The sequence below is a fragment of the Glaciecola sp. SC05 genome (genome assembly GCF_041380235.1).
GTDB lineage: Bacteria > Pseudomonadota > Gammaproteobacteria > Enterobacterales > Alteromonadaceae > Glaciecola.
This window is the reverse complement of record NZ_JBGIYY010000027.1, coordinates 1-15,997: the sequence shown is the minus strand read 5'-3', so window position 1 is coordinate 15,997 and position 15,997 is coordinate 1. Positions and strand designations below refer to the sequence as shown.

The 15,997-nt window shown below is 43.6% G+C and carries 16 protein-coding genes and 1 pseudogene; 7 read left to right on the top strand and 10 right to left on the bottom strand.

Annotation, left to right across the window (positions count from 1 at the left end; genetic code table 11):
* Positions 1 to 12: 12 nt before the first annotated feature.
* Both arfB and AB9H30_RS18525 read right to left on the bottom strand, forming a co-directional pair.
* Positions 13 to 426 (bottom strand): alternative ribosome rescue aminoacyl-tRNA hydrolase ArfB, encoded by a 414-nt coding sequence (arfB, locus tag AB9H30_RS18530; RefSeq protein WP_371196280.1) that lies wholly within the window; start codon positions 424 to 426, stop codon positions 13 to 15.
* The gene (locus AB9H30_RS18525) at positions 423 to 902 is read right to left on the bottom strand and encodes a DUF2721 domain-containing protein (protein ID WP_371196278.1); all 480 of its coding nucleotides are present in this window, start codon (positions 900 to 902) and stop codon (positions 423 to 425) included. Before AB9H30_RS18525 ends, arfB begins: the two co-directional genes overlap by 4 nt.
* Positions 903 to 1,296: 394 nt before the next feature.
* On the opposite strand from AB9H30_RS18525, the gene AB9H30_RS18520 reads away from it, so the two are divergent.
* From AB9H30_RS18520 to fghA, 3 genes are all read left to right on the top strand, one after another.
* Positions 1,297 to 1,983, top strand: coding sequence for a hypothetical protein (locus tag AB9H30_RS18520; protein ID WP_371196276.1), 687 nt, complete (start codon positions 1,297 to 1,299; stop codon positions 1,981 to 1,983).
* 245 nt (positions 1,984 to 2,228) lie between these two features.
* On the top strand, positions 2,229 to 3,359 hold the full coding sequence (locus AB9H30_RS18515) for an S-(hydroxymethyl)glutathione dehydrogenase/class III alcohol dehydrogenase (protein ID WP_371196274.1): 1,131 nt from the start codon (positions 2,229 to 2,231) through the stop codon (positions 3,357 to 3,359).
* Positions 3,360 to 3,368: 9 nt separating this feature from the next.
* The gene (fghA, locus tag AB9H30_RS18510) at positions 3,369 to 4,202 is read left to right on the top strand and encodes an S-formylglutathione hydrolase (RefSeq protein ID WP_371196272.1); all 834 of its coding nucleotides are present in this window, start codon (positions 3,369 to 3,371) and stop codon (positions 4,200 to 4,202) included.
* A gap of 47 nt (positions 4,203 to 4,249) precedes the next feature.
* Here fghA and AB9H30_RS18505 read toward each other — a convergent pair whose 3' ends face one another.
* Positions 4,250 to 6,340, bottom strand: coding sequence for a prolyl oligopeptidase family serine peptidase (locus tag AB9H30_RS18505; protein WP_371196270.1), 2,091 nt, complete (start codon positions 6,338 to 6,340; stop codon positions 4,250 to 4,252).
* 513 nt (positions 6,341 to 6,853) lie between these two features.
* Here AB9H30_RS18505 and moaC point away from each other — a divergent pair.
* The gene (moaC, locus tag AB9H30_RS18500) at positions 6,854 to 7,342 is read left to right on the top strand and encodes a cyclic pyranopterin monophosphate synthase MoaC (protein ID WP_371196268.1); all 489 of its coding nucleotides are present in this window, start codon (positions 6,854 to 6,856) and stop codon (positions 7,340 to 7,342) included.
* A 45-nt stretch (positions 7,343 to 7,387) separates the two neighbouring features.
* On the opposite strand, the gene AB9H30_RS18495 is transcribed toward moaC, so the two are convergent.
* From AB9H30_RS18495 to AB9H30_RS18475, 5 genes are all read right to left on the bottom strand, one after another.
* Positions 7,388 to 8,527: an ATP-binding cassette domain-containing protein gene (locus AB9H30_RS18495; RefSeq protein ID WP_371196267.1), complete on the bottom strand. Its 1,140-nt coding sequence runs from the start codon at positions 8,525 to 8,527 to the stop codon at positions 7,388 to 7,390.
* Complete coding sequence (modB, locus tag AB9H30_RS18490) at positions 8,527 to 9,219, bottom strand: molybdate ABC transporter permease subunit (RefSeq protein ID WP_371196266.1); 693 nt, start codon at positions 9,217 to 9,219, stop codon at positions 8,527 to 8,529. Before modB ends, AB9H30_RS18495 begins: the two co-directional genes overlap by 1 nt.
* Entirely contained in the window at positions 9,216 to 9,971 is a 756-nt protein-coding gene (modA, locus tag AB9H30_RS18485) for a molybdate ABC transporter substrate-binding protein (RefSeq protein ID WP_371196265.1), read from the bottom strand. The genes modB and modA overlap by 4 nt, the downstream gene beginning before the upstream one ends.
* A 253-nt stretch (positions 9,972 to 10,224) precedes the next feature.
* The gene (locus tag AB9H30_RS18480) at positions 10,225 to 10,434 is read right to left on the bottom strand and encodes a cold-shock protein (RefSeq protein WP_371196264.1); all 210 of its coding nucleotides are present in this window, start codon (positions 10,432 to 10,434) and stop codon (positions 10,225 to 10,227) included.
* A gap of 497 nt (positions 10,435 to 10,931) precedes the next feature.
* Positions 10,932 to 11,141 (bottom strand): penicillin-binding protein, encoded by a 210-nt coding sequence (locus AB9H30_RS18475; RefSeq protein ID WP_371196263.1) that lies wholly within the window; start codon positions 11,139 to 11,141, stop codon positions 10,932 to 10,934.
* A 200-nt stretch (positions 11,142 to 11,341) separates the two neighbouring features.
* On the opposite strand from AB9H30_RS18475, the gene AB9H30_RS18470 reads away from it, so the two are divergent.
* The 3 genes from AB9H30_RS18470 to AB9H30_RS18460 all read left to right on the top strand — a co-directional run bounded on the left by AB9H30_RS18470 (position 11,342) and on the right by AB9H30_RS18460 (position 14,423).
* The gene (locus AB9H30_RS18470) at positions 11,342 to 12,517 is read left to right on the top strand and encodes an iron-containing alcohol dehydrogenase (RefSeq protein WP_371196262.1); all 1,176 of its coding nucleotides are present in this window, start codon (positions 11,342 to 11,344) and stop codon (positions 12,515 to 12,517) included.
* Positions 12,518 to 12,577: 60 nt separating this feature from the next.
* The gene (locus tag AB9H30_RS18465; protein WP_371196261.1) at positions 12,578 to 13,018 is read left to right on the top strand and encodes an acyl-CoA thioesterase; all 441 of its coding nucleotides are present in this window, start codon (positions 12,578 to 12,580) and stop codon (positions 13,016 to 13,018) included.
* Positions 13,019 to 13,145: 127 nt separating this feature from the next.
* Positions 13,146 to 14,423: an O-acetylhomoserine aminocarboxypropyltransferase/cysteine synthase family protein gene (locus AB9H30_RS18460; RefSeq protein ID WP_371196259.1), complete on the top strand. Its 1,278-nt coding sequence runs from the start codon at positions 13,146 to 13,148 to the stop codon at positions 14,421 to 14,423.
* A gap of 128 nt (positions 14,424 to 14,551) precedes the next feature.
* Here AB9H30_RS18460 and AB9H30_RS18455 read toward each other — a convergent pair whose 3' ends face one another.
* Both AB9H30_RS18455 and AB9H30_RS18450 read right to left on the bottom strand, forming a co-directional pair.
* Positions 14,552 to 15,109, bottom strand: a complete 558-nt coding sequence (locus AB9H30_RS18455) for a superoxide dismutase family protein (RefSeq protein WP_371196257.1) — start codon at positions 15,107 to 15,109, stop codon at positions 14,552 to 14,554.
* Positions 15,110 to 15,642: 533 nt separating this feature from the next.
* Positions 15,643 to 15,997 (bottom strand): annotated as a pseudogene (locus AB9H30_RS18450) (catalase-peroxidase); the annotation flags it as partial.

Genomic DNA, 15,997 nt, shown 5'->3' with positions numbered 1-15,997 from the left:
GCTGGGTCTGGCTTAAAAATCAATTTTGCCACGCAAGACTTTTTTAGTACCGGTCCGTTTTTTACTATCCACACGTTTCTTTTTTGCGTTTAAACTTGGACGAGTTGCCCGACGCGGCTTTTGCTCCACCATCACCGACGCAATTAAGGCCTTTAAACGCCCTATAGCGTCGTCTTTATTTAGCTCCTGCGTGCGATACGATTGCGCTTTAATTATGATGACGCCGTCTTTAGTAATACGACTGTCTTGCAGGTGCAGTAAGCGGTATTTGTATTTTTCGGCAAGTGAGCAATCGTTAATGTTGTAGCGCAGGTGAATAGCGGTGGCGACTTTATTGACATTCTGACCACCATTGCCCGCCGAACGAATCGCACTTAACTCATACTCCGATTCTGGAATAACCAGTTGCTTGATAATTTGATTCATAAATCTTGTGTGCCAACTCGACCATTTTGACTGTTTTGTGCATCATCATTATTAGTAGTTTTAGTTACTTTTAATGAAGCTGTGGCAATACTTACCTCAACAAAAAAGCAGACCATACCAAGGGATAATAGACCCACTGATGTAACAAAGCTCAGCATAATATATGGATTCAAAGGAAGGTCATAATACCCTTCAATTACCAGCAGAAAGATATTGATACAAACGACTACAGCGGCCCCAGTTAAGAAGTTAATCGCAGCGTTAGCCCACTTCATGCGCCTTGCAAGCGCGGTTAATTCGACTTCACGATCAAATTTACAGCCGATAGCCTCAGGCATGTCAAACCACCTCACTCTATCGACGATTCGTGCCAAACGCGCGGTAAGGGAATTTAATAAGGTGCCAATGCCTACTATCAAAAATACGGGCGTGAGCGCATGTTGAATCAATACTAAGGCGGTGTCGGGTGATTGCAAAACGGCTCCTAGGCAGCGGTTTTAAAAAGTGTGCGTTTGTTTTTCATGTTTTCTTAATGGTACAGCACCGCTATGTGAATTTGTAGCATAAAGCGGCAGAAAGGTCTCTGGCTTGCTGTTAGGACTTCTAGGACTTCGCATTATTCAGCATCTCGGCGCGCATAAACATACCGCTAAACCTTTTAGGGCTTATCTGCGACATAACAACAGTGATGAAAATTACGATATGTTAGGGCATTTCGCCACAATTGCATTTTTGTCTTTCTTAAAAATAATTTATAACATTGATTTATATACATTTAATGCTTTGGCACGCCGTGTGCAAATCTATGTTAATCAACACGTTTTTGCACGATTTGACAAAAGCGGCACCTTACTAAAAAGGACAAACGAAATGACAAAATACACATTACTACCAGTTTATACATTTATGGGGCTGATTGTGACTAGCGTGTTGCTAGCAGGTTGCGTGATCCATGTAGGCGCAAGCGATGGCAACGGCGGTTATTCTTCAGGTAACAACTCTAGCTATTCTTCAACAAATAAAAGCGTATCTGTGGGCGAAGGTTTAAATGTTGGCGATGTATCATCTGTGAACGGATCGGTCACCCTCAGCAACAGCGTAATCGCAAAAGAAGTGAGCAGTGTTAATGGCAGGGTCAAAATAGGCGACAATGTTACTGTCAGCAGTGTTGAGCTAGTAAATGGTAAAGTAAGTATCGGTGAAAACTTTAGTGCTGCTGAGTCTGTTGAAACGGTGAACGGCAATATTACGATAGGCAAAAAGAGCAGCGTTGCGCAAAATATAGAGACTGTAAACGGTAATATAGAGCTCACAGGAGTAAGCGTGGGTCAGGATGTAGAAACAACTAACGGTAGCGTTTATCTAAACGATGGCTCCGTGGTAAATGGCGATGTTATTTTCGAAGGCAAAGCAAAGAAAAATAACTGGCGGAATCGCCCCCCCGTTCTGAAGGTAGATGCGAATTCTGACATCAAGGGCAAAATTATCATATTTAAAGAAGTTGAATTCGATTTTGCCGACAGCGCTATGCTAGATAAAGTCGAGCGTCGCTATTGATTACAGTAAGCCTGCAACCCGATTACCTAATAAGTGCACAAAGGTAATCGGGTCAGTTATTGTCTACCCTGCGTTAATAACCATGGCGTAGCTTCAGCGCCGATATTGTTTTGTTCAAAATTTAGCGCATCGGCTTGAATACCATGTACTTACTGAGGTAATTGGAGTCTTCTTTACAAACATCATTGATATTTAGGCCTATTTCGACAACACTAACTCTATTGTAGACAATAGTGTTGGAAATAATGATAGCAAAAACAATTCAATGCCAAGCGGCAGTTGCGTGGGGCCCAGGGCAAGCGCTTAAAATAGAAACCATTGATGTTGCACCACCAAAAGCCGGCGAGGTTCGTGTAAAGCTGGTTGCTACAGGCGTTTGCCATACCGACGCCTACACACTCTCAGGTGACGACCCAGAGGGTGTCTTTCCGAGCATTTTGGGTCATGAAGGTGGCGGTATAGTCGAATCTATTGGCGAAGGTGTAACCAGTGTAGCCATAGGTGATCATGTAATTCCCCTTTACACACCAGAATGCGGAGAGTGCAAATTTTGTCAATCTGGTAAGACGAATCTGTGTCAAAAAATTAGAGGTACGCAAGGCAAAGGCCTTATGCCCGACGGTACTTCGAGATTTTCAATAAATGGTGAAACTATTTACCATTACATGGGTACCTCTACCTTTTCGGAATACACGGTTTTACCAGAAATCGCGATCGCCAAAGTCAACCCAAGTGCACCATTAGATGAAGTCTGCTTGCTTGGTTGCGGAGTGACGACCGGTATGGGCGCGGTAATGAACACAGCCCAAGTAGAGGCGGGGGCAACCGTCGCTATTTTTGGTCTGGGCGGAATTGGCTTATCAGCTATCATCGGTGCAACGATGGCAAAAGCTAAACGCATCATTGCAATCGATATCAACGAACGTAAGTTTGATTTAGCCCGTCAGTTAGGTGCCACAGACTGCATCAATCCAAACGATTATGAGCAACCCATACATGAGTTAATTGTCGAGCTTACCGACGGCGGCGTAGACTATTCATTTGAGTGTATTGGGAATGTAAATGTGATGCGCAGTGCTCTCGAATGTTGTCACAAAGGCTGGGGAGAGTCAGTGATTATCGGCGTAGCTGGAGCGGGCCAAGAAATATCCACACGTCCATTTCAATTGGTAACTGGCCGCGTTTGGCGAGGCAGTGCTTTTGGCGGCGTGAAAGGTCGTTCTGAGCTACCGGACTATGTTGAGCGTTATTTAGCAGGTGAATTCAAACTAGACGACTTTATTACCCACACCATGGCCCTTGATCGTATTAACGATGCTTTTGAACTGATGCATAAAGGTGAGTCTATTCGCACTGTTATTCATTACGATAAATAGGAGCCAGACATGTCTCTAACTGAAATTAGCAGCGCAGCGTGTTTTGGCGGTCGGCATCTTCAATATTCTCATGTATCCGACAGCAATCATTGCACCATGCGTTTTGCAATCTATTTGCCTCCCGGTGCAAGCAATGACAAAAAAGTACCGGTACTTTACTGGCTATCAGGACTTACTTGTACCGATGAGAACTTCATGCAAAAAGCAGGTGCCTTAGGTATTGCCGCAAAGTTAGGGCTTGCGATTGTTGCCCCAGACACGTCTCCGCGCGGCGATGATGTTGCTGACGCCGACAGCTATGATTTAGGTAAAGGTGCAGGCTTTTACCTTAATGCTACACGCATGCCGTGGGCGAAGCACTATAAGATGTATGACTATGTAGTAAGCGAGCTACCGGCCTTTATCGAAGCTAATTTTCCGGTCAGTGAACAACGAGCAATTTCTGGCCACTCGATGGGTGGTCATGGAGCGCTTAGTATTGCGCTAAAAAATGCGGATAGATATTCATCAGTTTCGGCCTTTTCGCCCATATGTAACCCTATGAGTTGTCCTTGGGGAGTCAAAGCGTTCTCAACTTACTTAGGAGAGGACACGACAACTTGGCAAGATTATGATTCGTCAGTATTGCTCGGAAGAGCAAGTAAGCACTTACCAATGCTGATTGACCAAGGTGAGAGTGATAATTTTTTAAGCGAACAACTTAAACCTGAAGCATTTGTCTCCGCTGCTGAGCAAGTTAACTATCCTTATCAGTTGCGAATGCAAAAAGGCTACGATCATAGCTACTACTTTATCGCGACCTTTATCGAAGACCATCTTCGTTTTCATGCAGAGCACTTTTAAGTGCCCTACATGAAAACATGACTGATATTTTTGAATACCGCTAAGGACTATTCGTCTTTCACGTTAACTCTTTCTATTGCTTTATACTTATCAAACCAGGCGAGAATGTTGCCAATTTTACGGCTTAAATTCGAAGGCTTGGCGGCGATGCCGTGATACGCACCTTGAATGCGCACTAAGGAGCTTTCAACACCCTCAAGTCGCAACGCTCCATAGTATTGCTCACTCTCGCCCATGGGCGTGCGCACATCTAACTCGCCGGTAAGCACCATAGTAGGCGTATTCACATTGCCGACCAAACTTAAAGGAGAGCGCTTCCAGTATTGGTCAACATCGTTCCAAGGCAGGTCGGTAAACCAATATCTTGCCATAAAGGTGTAGATATCGCTGGTCCCAATCATGCTGATCCAATTAATAACGGGCTTCGCCACTACGGCAGCTTTGAAGCGGTCTGTGTTACCAATGATCCACGCGGTCAATACACCACCACCTGATCCACCCGTAACAAATAGGTTACTTTCATCGATATAGCCCATATTTATAACGTCATCGACCATATCCATAAGGTCATTGTAATCTTCCGATGGGTAATTTTTGTCAATTAAGTTGGCAAACTCTGTACCCATCGACGTTGATCCCCTAGGATTGCCATACACCACCACATAGCCAGCGGCAGCAAACATTTGTACTTCTGTGGAAAACTCCGGGCCATAAGCGGTATGTGGACCACCATGAATTTCTAAAATAAGCGGATATTTTTTAGATGGGTCAAATTGTGGTGGTTTAACTACCCAAGCCAATAGTTCACGCTCGTCAAAACTGCTTTTTACTCTTATCAACTCTGGCTTGTTAATGGTTTTATGAGCGAAAATATCACTATTAAGATCGGTAAGTTTTAGCATTTTTCCGCGCTTGTCTAGGACCGCTAAATCAGCAGGACGGTCACCGGTAGATAGAGTAAAAACTAGATGCCCATCATCACTTACATCGTAATCACCCGAAGTATATGGGCGACCAATACTTAGGCCCCCTAATGCATCGGTCTTAACCGTCAATTTGCCCGACAAGCTCACATAAGCAACATGCTTTTTGCCTTGATCATCATAGCTAAAATATAAACCTTTTCCGTTGTCTGCCCACTGCACGTCACTTACATCGCGATCTAAGTCAGCACTTAAGCCTTTAACATCCGAGCCATCAATATTCATGACAAACAATTGATTGATCTGGTTTGATTTTCCGTTGTCATCAAAACCCGTAAAAGCAATCAACTTGCCATTAGGGCTTAATGTTGGATTACTCTCAGGTCCGGTAGCATCGGTTAACTTGCTAACACTTCCGTCTTCTATATTTACAGACAGTAAATCACTATTAAAGACGTCAAATTCACTGTCTTCTCGAATGTTAGCTGACATTACAATGTGTGTGCCGCTTTGGGTCCACATCAACTTACCGCCATAGTTAAAATCACCGGAGGTGATCTGCCGAGGCGTTCCGCCAAAAGCTGGCACCACGTATACCTGTGAATTGCCTGGTCGATTCATGCCAGCGCCATCTCGCTGAAAAAGCGTTTGATCTATGTAATGAGCTTCTTCAGCCCAAGTAGCACCTTCCGGTTTAAAATCTAATTTAAACAGGGATGTTGGTTTGGACGGGGTAAACATAGCGAATGCTAATTGCTTTCCATCTGGCGAGAAACTTAAACCATTGGGCCGCATTGCAACATCGGTTACTCGCGCAGTTCTGCCAGTTTGCAAGTCCTGCACATATATTTGTGTTGCACCTTCCTTACCCGAAAGATAAGCCATCTTAGAGCCGTCTGGAGAGAAAGTGGCGCCATAGTGACTCTCTTTACTCGACAACAAAGGCATATGGGAACTGCCATCGAGGCTAACCGTCCACAAGTTGGTGCGCTTTGCGTCAACCATTATATCCATGCTGTTGCGTTCATAAAGAACGGTTTTGCCATCAGGCATGATAATAGGATTGGAAGCATACTCTAGATTGAAAATATCCTGATAAGACATAGCATGTTTGTCGTCAGCAGAATGTTCATCGGCGAATATTGGGGCAGATAACGCGCCCAGCGCGAAACTAATGCTTAATATCAAAGCATTAGCGGTTTTTTTTGTGCTCATATCATCGTCCTCTTTAAGGCTAACTCTATATGCCTTTGGTCAGTTATTATTTTTATCAATGGGAGCTATCACATCAATGACTTTTAGATGAGTTAGGAGAGAGTATACGATGCATAGGCGTGATTCAATACAATACACGCGACCGAGTTTTAATAAGCAACTAGTGTATATTGCTTTATCTAAGCATGCGTTATGAGCTTAGTCACAGAAGCTATATACACAATGATTCAATCTCATATTACCGAGCCACTAATAAAAAGGCAGTACCACCTAAATCTGTTCGTCTTTTCTTGCAATAGCCAGTAACATACCTGTCTATTACTCACTAAAGATAAACGCTGAACTTGCGGTTTCGAATATAAAAAGCACTCACCCAGTAAGCACTCACTATCTTTATTCGTCATAATTAATCGTTTAATTAATCGTTTAATTAATACTATATTAGTCGGCACAAAGATGTATAAGTGAATACGAATAGGCTAACAAAATAACAATCATCATGAGGTAACATTTATGAATCCACTTACCCACGTAGACGACTCAGGCGCAGCCAATATGGTAGATGTCGACAATAAAAGCGTAACGTCACGCAGCGCTTCGGCTGAGGGTTTTATTTATATGAATAAAATGACCTTTGATGCCGTGATTGAACACAGCAACAAAAAAGGAGATGTTATCGCAACAGCAAAGATAGCAGGGATCATGGCCGCAAAAAAATGTGCAGATTTAATCCCTCTGTGTCACCCGTTGATGTTATCGAAGGTAGCAGTAGAGATTACCCCTGAGGCCGAAAAACTGCGCTTCAGAGTGACATCGACGTGCAAACTAAGCGGTAAAACAGGAGTAGAAATGGAGGCGCTTACCGCCGTGAATGTCGCTTTGCTAACACTTTTTGATATGTGTAAAGCTTCTGACCCCGAAATGCATTTTGAACACGTCAGGGTTTTACAAAAATTGGGCGGTAAATCAGGAAACTGGCAGTCTTCTCATAAAGAACATTGATTTCAAACAGCTTGATAATAGACAGTAAGCACTAACTATTTTAGCTTAAACCGCCTTGAAAAGCGCATAAATAGTCTCACCCGCGAACAACTTCATATCAAAGCGTGATTTTTTTGATATGTGAGAATAAAGACACTGACCGTCTATATCCAAACATACTACCGCAACATTAGAGCTTTCTATAATGCTGTCAATTCGCGCCTCTAACTGATTTAACATACTCGAAAATGGCTCTTTTTGTTTTGATAAAACGACGGTATTGGCATCCACTAGCAATCTGTCTGTAAGGTTTGAATATCCAGCTTTTTTTGCGTAGATTTTGCCACTTTGCTTACTCCCTTGGAGCTCAAAGACGTTTAGATCGTAGTCAATATCGTCTCTTACATGCCTTACTCGCAGTGCTGAAAACACGATACCTTGGCTATGCTGCACAGACTCGACCTGTTGAAGAGTTGGGCCTTCACTGACAACTAAACCACTCTGAATATGTACTAAATGATCGGTCATCAATGCCAATTCACGCAAGGAATGGCTCACCACAACAATCCCTCTTGTTTGTTCTCGCGTTAAACCTATAAAACGTTGATGCAATCGGGTTCGTAGGGCCCAATCCATCGCTGAAAACGCTTCATCTAACAACAGTATCGGCTTACCTGAAAGTAAAGCTCTAGCTAATTGACCCCGCTGCTTTTCTCCACCCGATAGAGTTGCAGCATGATGATCCAGTAAATGCTCAATTTCGCACAGTTCAGCAACCTGCTCTAAAGTCAGTAAGGGCGGTGCCTCTATATCATATAACAAGCCAAGAGCTGTGCGTTTTGCAGCATCCGTCCACTGCGACCTTGATGCGGTCAGCAGCAGATTTTCGCGCAAATTTAGATGCTCAAACAAAGGGGTGTCAGCACCGACATATACGCATGGATTAGTGCTCGCCTTGCGCAGATTAATGTTTTTAGCATTGATGCTGAGTACCGACTCTATCTGAGGTTTTAAACCGGCGATGCGTTTTAGTAGCGTCGTTTTTCCGGAGCCCGAATTGCCTAGAATTCCGATAATGTTCTGATCAAGACGCCAGTTGAGGGCTACCGGATATTCTGTTGGATGTGGCTTTTCAGATTCCGTTAAAGACGGGATCAATGCTTTGCTATTGAACACTAAGGTGTTCAGACTCTTTCTGCTTGTCATTACCAAAGCCTCGGTCGGTATTGAGCGTTATACCGATATAGCAGAATAAGACTCAGCAAACTAAACAAGAGAAGCACTCCAGCAAGACCATGTGCCTGTTGATAGTTAAGCATCTCCACTTGATTGAACAAGGCGATAGAAACGACTTGAGTTTCGCCTGGAATATTACCTCCAATCATGAGGATCAGGCCAAACTCACCCAATGTGTGAGCGAAACCTAAGGTTACCGCACTAATCATGCTGGGTTTTATTGCTGGCAGTAGCACAAATATAAATGCTTTGAAGCGCGACATCCCTAAGGTTTCGCAGCTTAACATGACCTGATTGCCATGGCTCCGGAAGGCCTGTAGTAATGGCTGTACTACAAAAGGTAATGAGTAAATGACCGAGCCTAGTAAAATACCGGCAAAACTAAACACAAATTGGGTTCCGGTTAGCGCAAGCCAACTTTGACCTAGCACGGTATTTGGCGAAAACGCGACCAATAGATAAAACCCTAACACAGTTGGCGGCAATACTAACGGCAAGGTTATTAAGGCTTCAAACAGCGCCTGAAACTTGCCATGGTAACGAGATAACCACCAGGCTAAAGGTAAGCCCACTAAAAATAAAATACAGACGGTAAAAAACGCCAATTTAAGCGTCAGCACGATAGCTTGCCATTCAATGCTAAGCCAAGAAAAGTCGCTCACTGACTTACTCCTTGATATCCAAGCGAGCTGAGCTGCTCTTGTGTAGAAGTAGACAGTAAAAACGCCATAAACGCGGCTGCAAGGGCATGCTCATCTTGCTTAGGCGATGTTAAGACAATAGCTTGCTGCAGTATCTCTGGGTAAAGAGCATCATCAATTGCTATGTACATTGCATAATGTGCCTGTTTGTCTGGAAATTTTGCTTGGGCCTGTATCAACATCGATTTTGCAATTAGTCCTATACTGGCGTTACCGGTATCAACAAACTGAAAAGCTTGAGCTATGTTATTGCCATACACTAATCGAGATTTAAGCTGTGCATACTTAGGAATTTTACTTAAATAGTCTAATGCTGCTGCACCAAACGGTGCAGTTTGTGGATTTGCTATAGCGATCCGCCCAGCGCTTTGTGACAGATTTTCTATTGCAGAGCTTGCAGGGTCTGCGGGCCATAGCACTAAGCGTCCTTTTGCATAGCTTATCGGTTTGAGTCCTTTCCCGCTTTCATAAAGTATTTGCGGACGCATCGCATCTGCCGATAAAAAAACATGGTACGGAGCACCATTTACAATTTGAGCGTATAGCACACCAGAAGAGCCTGATACCAATCTAATATTGTGCGCCCCCCAATCTTTAGATGTATCTAGTAATCTCGTTAAGGGGTAATAAAAATTACTGGCAACGGCAACGGTAAGGAGAGCTTGGTAGTTAGATTGCTGTTTGCTGTTTGCGTTAGATACGAATATTAACAAGCACACAAAAATGCTCCCACAAATGCGAAGTCCATTGATGCTAAAAAATGCAGTTTTACTTCGTGGGTTATTCAATACGAAGGCCAACCTAGGCATGTGAAGATGAAATAAGGTACAAGAGTGCCACATATTGAGTAGCAGTCTCAATTAATTATTAAGAGCTTTATCACAGGCAATAAAAAAGGCGACTAGTAGTCGCCTTTTTCGAAAAGTTTAAACGCACTGCAAAGCAGGCGATTAATTCATTGGGTAATTATACCGCAACGATGTTTTCTGCTTGAGGTCCTTTCTGACCGTCAGTAACAGTAAACTCAACTTTTTGACCTTCTGCTAAGGTTTTGAAACCGTCGCCAGAAATTGCGCTGAAGTGTGCAAACACGTCAGGACCAGATTCTTGAGCGATAAAGCCGAAGCCTTTAGATTCGTTAAACCACTTTACTGTACCGTTAGTTCTGTTAGACATAATAATATCCTGTTTTTAAAAAATTAATTAATTGTGCCAATTTGCAAAACGCAAAAGGGCGATTTGTAGCTGAAATTAGAGACTGATACTTTGTTACTGCAGGACGTGTAGTACGAATAAAACGGCGTAATGTAGGTTCAAGAATAGACTTCTCTCTAGCTGAACAGCACTATACGCCCAATTTAGAAGAATGTAAAATGTTTATTTATATTAAGATATTGTATTACAAGGATTAAGACATATTAGCGTCGGGAGTTGTGGCTATCTAGCGCGTCCGCACTCACGCTTTTCAAGTCAATTATAATCTAACGCCACTGCTTTTATATCATTGTAATCCGCAGACACGCGGTTAATGCGCGGATCCTATAAACATCCATCAGCTCTTTATAAGAGTCGACTATTTTTATCCTCAGCGTCTTATCCACAAAAGCATTAATTTGGCTCGTATCCACCTGTATATAGGAATTTGGATAAGAGCCTGTCAGTTTAGTATCGCGTTAATAGCAAGAGTTTGGTGTTGAATCTGGATTAATATCTCCAGCTACTTCATCTGGGTCGACATCTAGCTCAAGCAGGACGCCACGAACAAAGTCAATTTGCTCAAGAATACGCTTGTAGTCATCACCATATTCATACTTATTCACCTCAATTGCTTGCGGCATAAATGTAAATGCAATTTTTAATGCGTGGAGTTCATCTTCTTTCATTTAGTTATGACCTCTTTATCGAAGGAGCTAAATATGCGTTTTTCGCGATCCTCAGCAAAACTGAATAAATAAGCGCGAGTACACACTAAAGTTGTTAATCGTATTATAGACCATGAACCAGCCAAAATACGAACGCTGACACTAAGCATTAAACACGTTAGTATCATGCGGTTGGCAAAATCATATAACCGAGAATATATATGCAAGGATTCGAATTTAATACTACCAAGCGAATACTGTGTGAGATTGGCGCAATTAAGCTGCTAGCTCAACAGTGTCAATCGCTTAACATAGGGCGCCCAGTCATTATTACTGACGCTGGTATCGTCGCTTGCGGTTTATTAGCCACGCTTTTGAATAATTTGCACAATTTGTTTACTGACGATGCTATTGCTGTATTTGATAAAGTGGAGGCCGATCCGAGCGAAGATATTGTGCAAAATGCTGTTGACTTTGCCAAGGCTCACAACGCTGATGGAATCATCGGTTTTGGCGGTGGTAGCAGCATGGACACCGCTAAAATCGTGGCAATTTTAAGCCAGCAGCAAAACCTCACGCCACAAACACTGCAAAATATTTACGGCGTTGATCAGGTTGCGGGGACACGCCTACCGCTAATACTCATACCCACAACCGCAGGCACCGGCTCTGAAGTCACTCAAATTGCCATAGTCACTACCGGAGAGACCACCAAAGCGGGTATTGTTTCAAAACAACTGCTGCCTGATATTGCGCTGCTAGATGCTGAATTAACCACCGGCTTACCCGCACATGTTACCGCTGCAACCGGCATAGATGCGATGGTTCACGCTATTGAAGCTTATACTAGTAAAATAAAAAAGAACGTTTATTCTGACATGCTCGCAAAAGAAGCCTTGCGCTTACTCTCGCAGAACATCGAAACCGCTACGTTTAATGGTCACGACCTTAACGCTCGGCAAAATATGTTGCTTGGTGCCTGTTTAGCAGGTCAGGCCTTTGCTAACGCTCCGGTGGCTGCAGTGCATGCTTTAGCCTACCCATTAGGAGGTCATTTTCATATTCCTCACGGCTTAAGTAATGCGCTAGTGCTGCCACATGTATTAAAATTTAATGAAGAAATCGCGTTTAAAGCATATGCAGAACTTACACCCTTTGTTATCAAGGGTGTTGAACAAGAGCAAACACCGCATGCGCTGAGTCAGCTTTTTATTGAACACCTTGAAAGTTTAATCACGCGACTAAAAATACCTAATAAATTACATATGTTAGGGGTAAAAGAAAAACACCTGCCCAAGCTAGCAAAAGACGCGATGTTGCAAACGCGCTTGCTCATAAACAACCCAAAAGAAATGACGTATGTAGACGCATTAGCCATCTACAAGCGGGCATTTTAAAGGTTTCTAATCCACCATATTCGTTCAGGCGAACATTATTACTCGAGAGAAATTGACACCATGACCAAACCAGCCCGTCATAGCAAAGATGATTATTATGAGTTCTTTGAAATCACTACCCGATGGATGGACAACGATATTTATGGGCACGTGAATAACGTAGTTTACTACAGCTATTTCGACAGCATCGTAAATGCGTTTTTAATCAAACGCGGTGAACTAGATATACATCAAGGCGCAACCATCGGTCTAATGGTTCAGTCGCAATGTAATTATCATGCAAGCATCGCATTTCCAGATAAAATCAGTGGGGCGTTTCGCGTCAACCGTTTGGGCAATACCTCGGTGGAGTACGGCGTGGCCATTTTTGCTGAAAACCAAGCATTGGCTTGCGCACAAGGCAGTCTAACCCACGTGTTTGTGGACCGTAAAACACAGCAACCAGAACCAATCTCAGGCAAATTGCGGGAGGCGCTCACTTCAGCATTAGTCAAGCCTTAAACCAAATTCTTAGGATACCCATCACTATTTGTGTCTTTTTATGGGCAAATCGTTGCGCTTATGCCTATCATCGGTAAAGTGTTTCTTCAATTTTATTCAACATACACGCACTCACTATGGAGAACACATGAGACCCGAAACCATTGCCCTGCATGCGGGCTATACCAGCGAAGCAACCACCAAAGCAGCCGCTGTCCCCATTTACCAAACTACTTCGTTTACCTTTGACGACACCCAGCATGGGGCAGATCTGTTTAATTTAGCGGTACCCGGTAATATTTACAGCCGGATTATGAACCCAACCAATGCGGTATTAGAAGAACGCATAGCTCAGCTTGAAGGCGGCATCGGCGCATTGGCAGTGGCATCAGGAATGGCGGCTATTCGCTACGCCATTGAAGCGATCGCAGATGTAGGCAGCAACATTGTGAGCACCAGCCAGCTATATGGCGGCACTTATAATTTATTCGCGCATACCTTTCCGCGTCAGGGCATCGAAACCCGCTTTGCCAAATCAGATGATTACGAGAAAGTGGCCGCGTTGATTGATGAAAACACCCGCGCTCTGTTTTGTGAATCTATTGGCAACCCGGCAGGCAACATTGTAGATATTGAACGCTGGGCAGAAATTGCGCATGCTGCAGGCGTTCCGCTTATTGTTGACAATACCGTTGCGACCCCAATCCTATGCAGAGCATTTGATCACGGCGCCGACATCGTCATTCATTCATTAACTAAATACATCGGCGGTCACGGCACCACTATTGGCGGGATTATTGTCGACTCAGGTAAGTTTGACTGGGCGGCGAATGCAGAGCGCTTTAAGATGATGACCACACCTGATCCATCATATCATGGCGTCGTGTACACAGAAGCCTTAGGCCCGGCAGCCTATATTGGCCGTTGTCGCGTAGTACCGCTTCGCAACACTGGCGCTTCGTTATCGGCCACTAGTGCATTTCAAATTATGCAAGGCCTTGAAACCCTCTCTTTGCGCATGGAACGACACTGTGAAAATGCTGAAAAAGTTGCTACCTACCTTCAGCAGCATGAATCAGTTAGTTGGGTGAACTATGCGGCGCTTCCTGATAGCCCCTACTACGAAACCTGCCAAAAAATATGCAAAGGAAAAGCGGCTGGCATCATTAGCTTTGGCATAAAAGGCGGGATTGAGGCGGGAGGCAAATTTATAGACGCACTGAATTTGATTTTGCGATTAGTTAACATCGGCGACGCAAAGTCCCTAGCCTGCCACCCAGCTAGCACCACGCATCGCCAATTAAACCCCGAAGAGCTTGCCAACGCCGGCGTATCAGAAGAAATGGTAAGAATTTCAGTAGGTATTGAGCATATCGACGATATTCTTGCTGATATTGAGCAGGCGTTAGTGGCTAGTCAGGCTTAAAACACGCCTGCAAAAAACCAGTGGTTACCAACACATCTTATGTGCCGCATTGCAACTGATGTTGCAGTGCGCGACACCTTTGGCAGTCAAACTCCTTTCGCCTCAGCAACAGAATGTCGCTAATTTTTCTAAATAACGGTGCATCCAATACGTCCGCCCGCAGCGCCTGTTGGCTGAGTGATATAGTCGTCAGCTTTTTCATGAATAATAAGGGCAGTGCCGTCATCGTCCAATAAAGCGGGTAAACCGTGATCACCATTAATTGATACAAATTCGTTGATAACTGTAAGCGAGCCTGTACCGTCGCTGCCCACTTCAATGTTCATCATATCACCGGCATGCGGGCCATTCGGCGACATTTTACCATGGTCCATATTCATTGGATTTTTATGCCCGCCCGACGAGGTAAAACCTGGCGCTTCGCACAAACCAAACTCATGAAAATGCATAGCGTGAGTGCCAGCGCCTTCAAGTCCACTGATACTAACGGTCACCTGTGTTCCTTCTTCACCTAAATCTACGAGACTTAGGGTGCCCAAGACGTCGCCTGAGGCGGTCAGAATATCACGCTCTATACTTGTGCTATCTGGCGCAGAAGAGGTAGAAGTCTCATAAGGCGTAGAAGGCGAACATGCGGCTAGCGTACAAACTGAGGTTAGTAGCAGTGCAGTTTTAAGATTAATCATTAAAAGTCTCCCCTTGGGAATTATTAGTAGTTGTCTTAATTATCTTTGCGCAATGTAGCACAAAAACCTCGATTTTTTAATGACCTAGCCCAAATGTTAGGTGATTATGCATGTAAACCTTTTAGGTATCTTTTGCTTAGCTCATTTTAGCTGGGTTTAGCGCATCCAGAGCTTGTTAAAGACTAGGGTCTGTTAGAGCGGGTACAAGTCCTGTGGCCTCTGTTGCAATAAGTAAGGTTTCAAATTGACCGGCACTACTGGGTTTTTCGGCAATATTACCTAACTCAGTTTCACTTTTTTGAGCATACGTAAATGGTGATTTTGTAATAAGTACTATACCAACAGTGATAATTATCTTACTAAACGCAAGATACCCAATGTGTAGATTCAGCAAATAATATTGATAGCGAAATGGCGGTTGTAGACACCAAGCGCTTAATTAGCATACTTGGTTTGATAAGATGAGAGTAGCAATAAAGACTATCCCATCACTGAGGCATCAAACCCCAGCAATGGAATAATCAAGCTCGATATTATCTATCCAAGTTCATCACTTTTACCCATGCTTTTACAAAGTCTTGGGCAAATTTATCTTTAGACGTGTCGTACGCATATACTTCACTTACTGCACGCAGCTCTGAGTTTGAACCAAATATCAAATCCACAGAGGTTGCCGTCCATTTTTTCTCTCCGGTTTTGCGGTCAAGACCTTCATATACGCCCGCCTCAGACGCTTTGTTCCACACTGTCGACATATCTAACAAATGCACAAAAAAGTCATTGTTTAGAGTGCCCGGTTTATCAGTAAACACGCCGTGCATGCCGCCGTTATGATTAGCATTTAGTGAGCGTAATCCACCCACCAATACCGTCATTTCAGCAACGCTA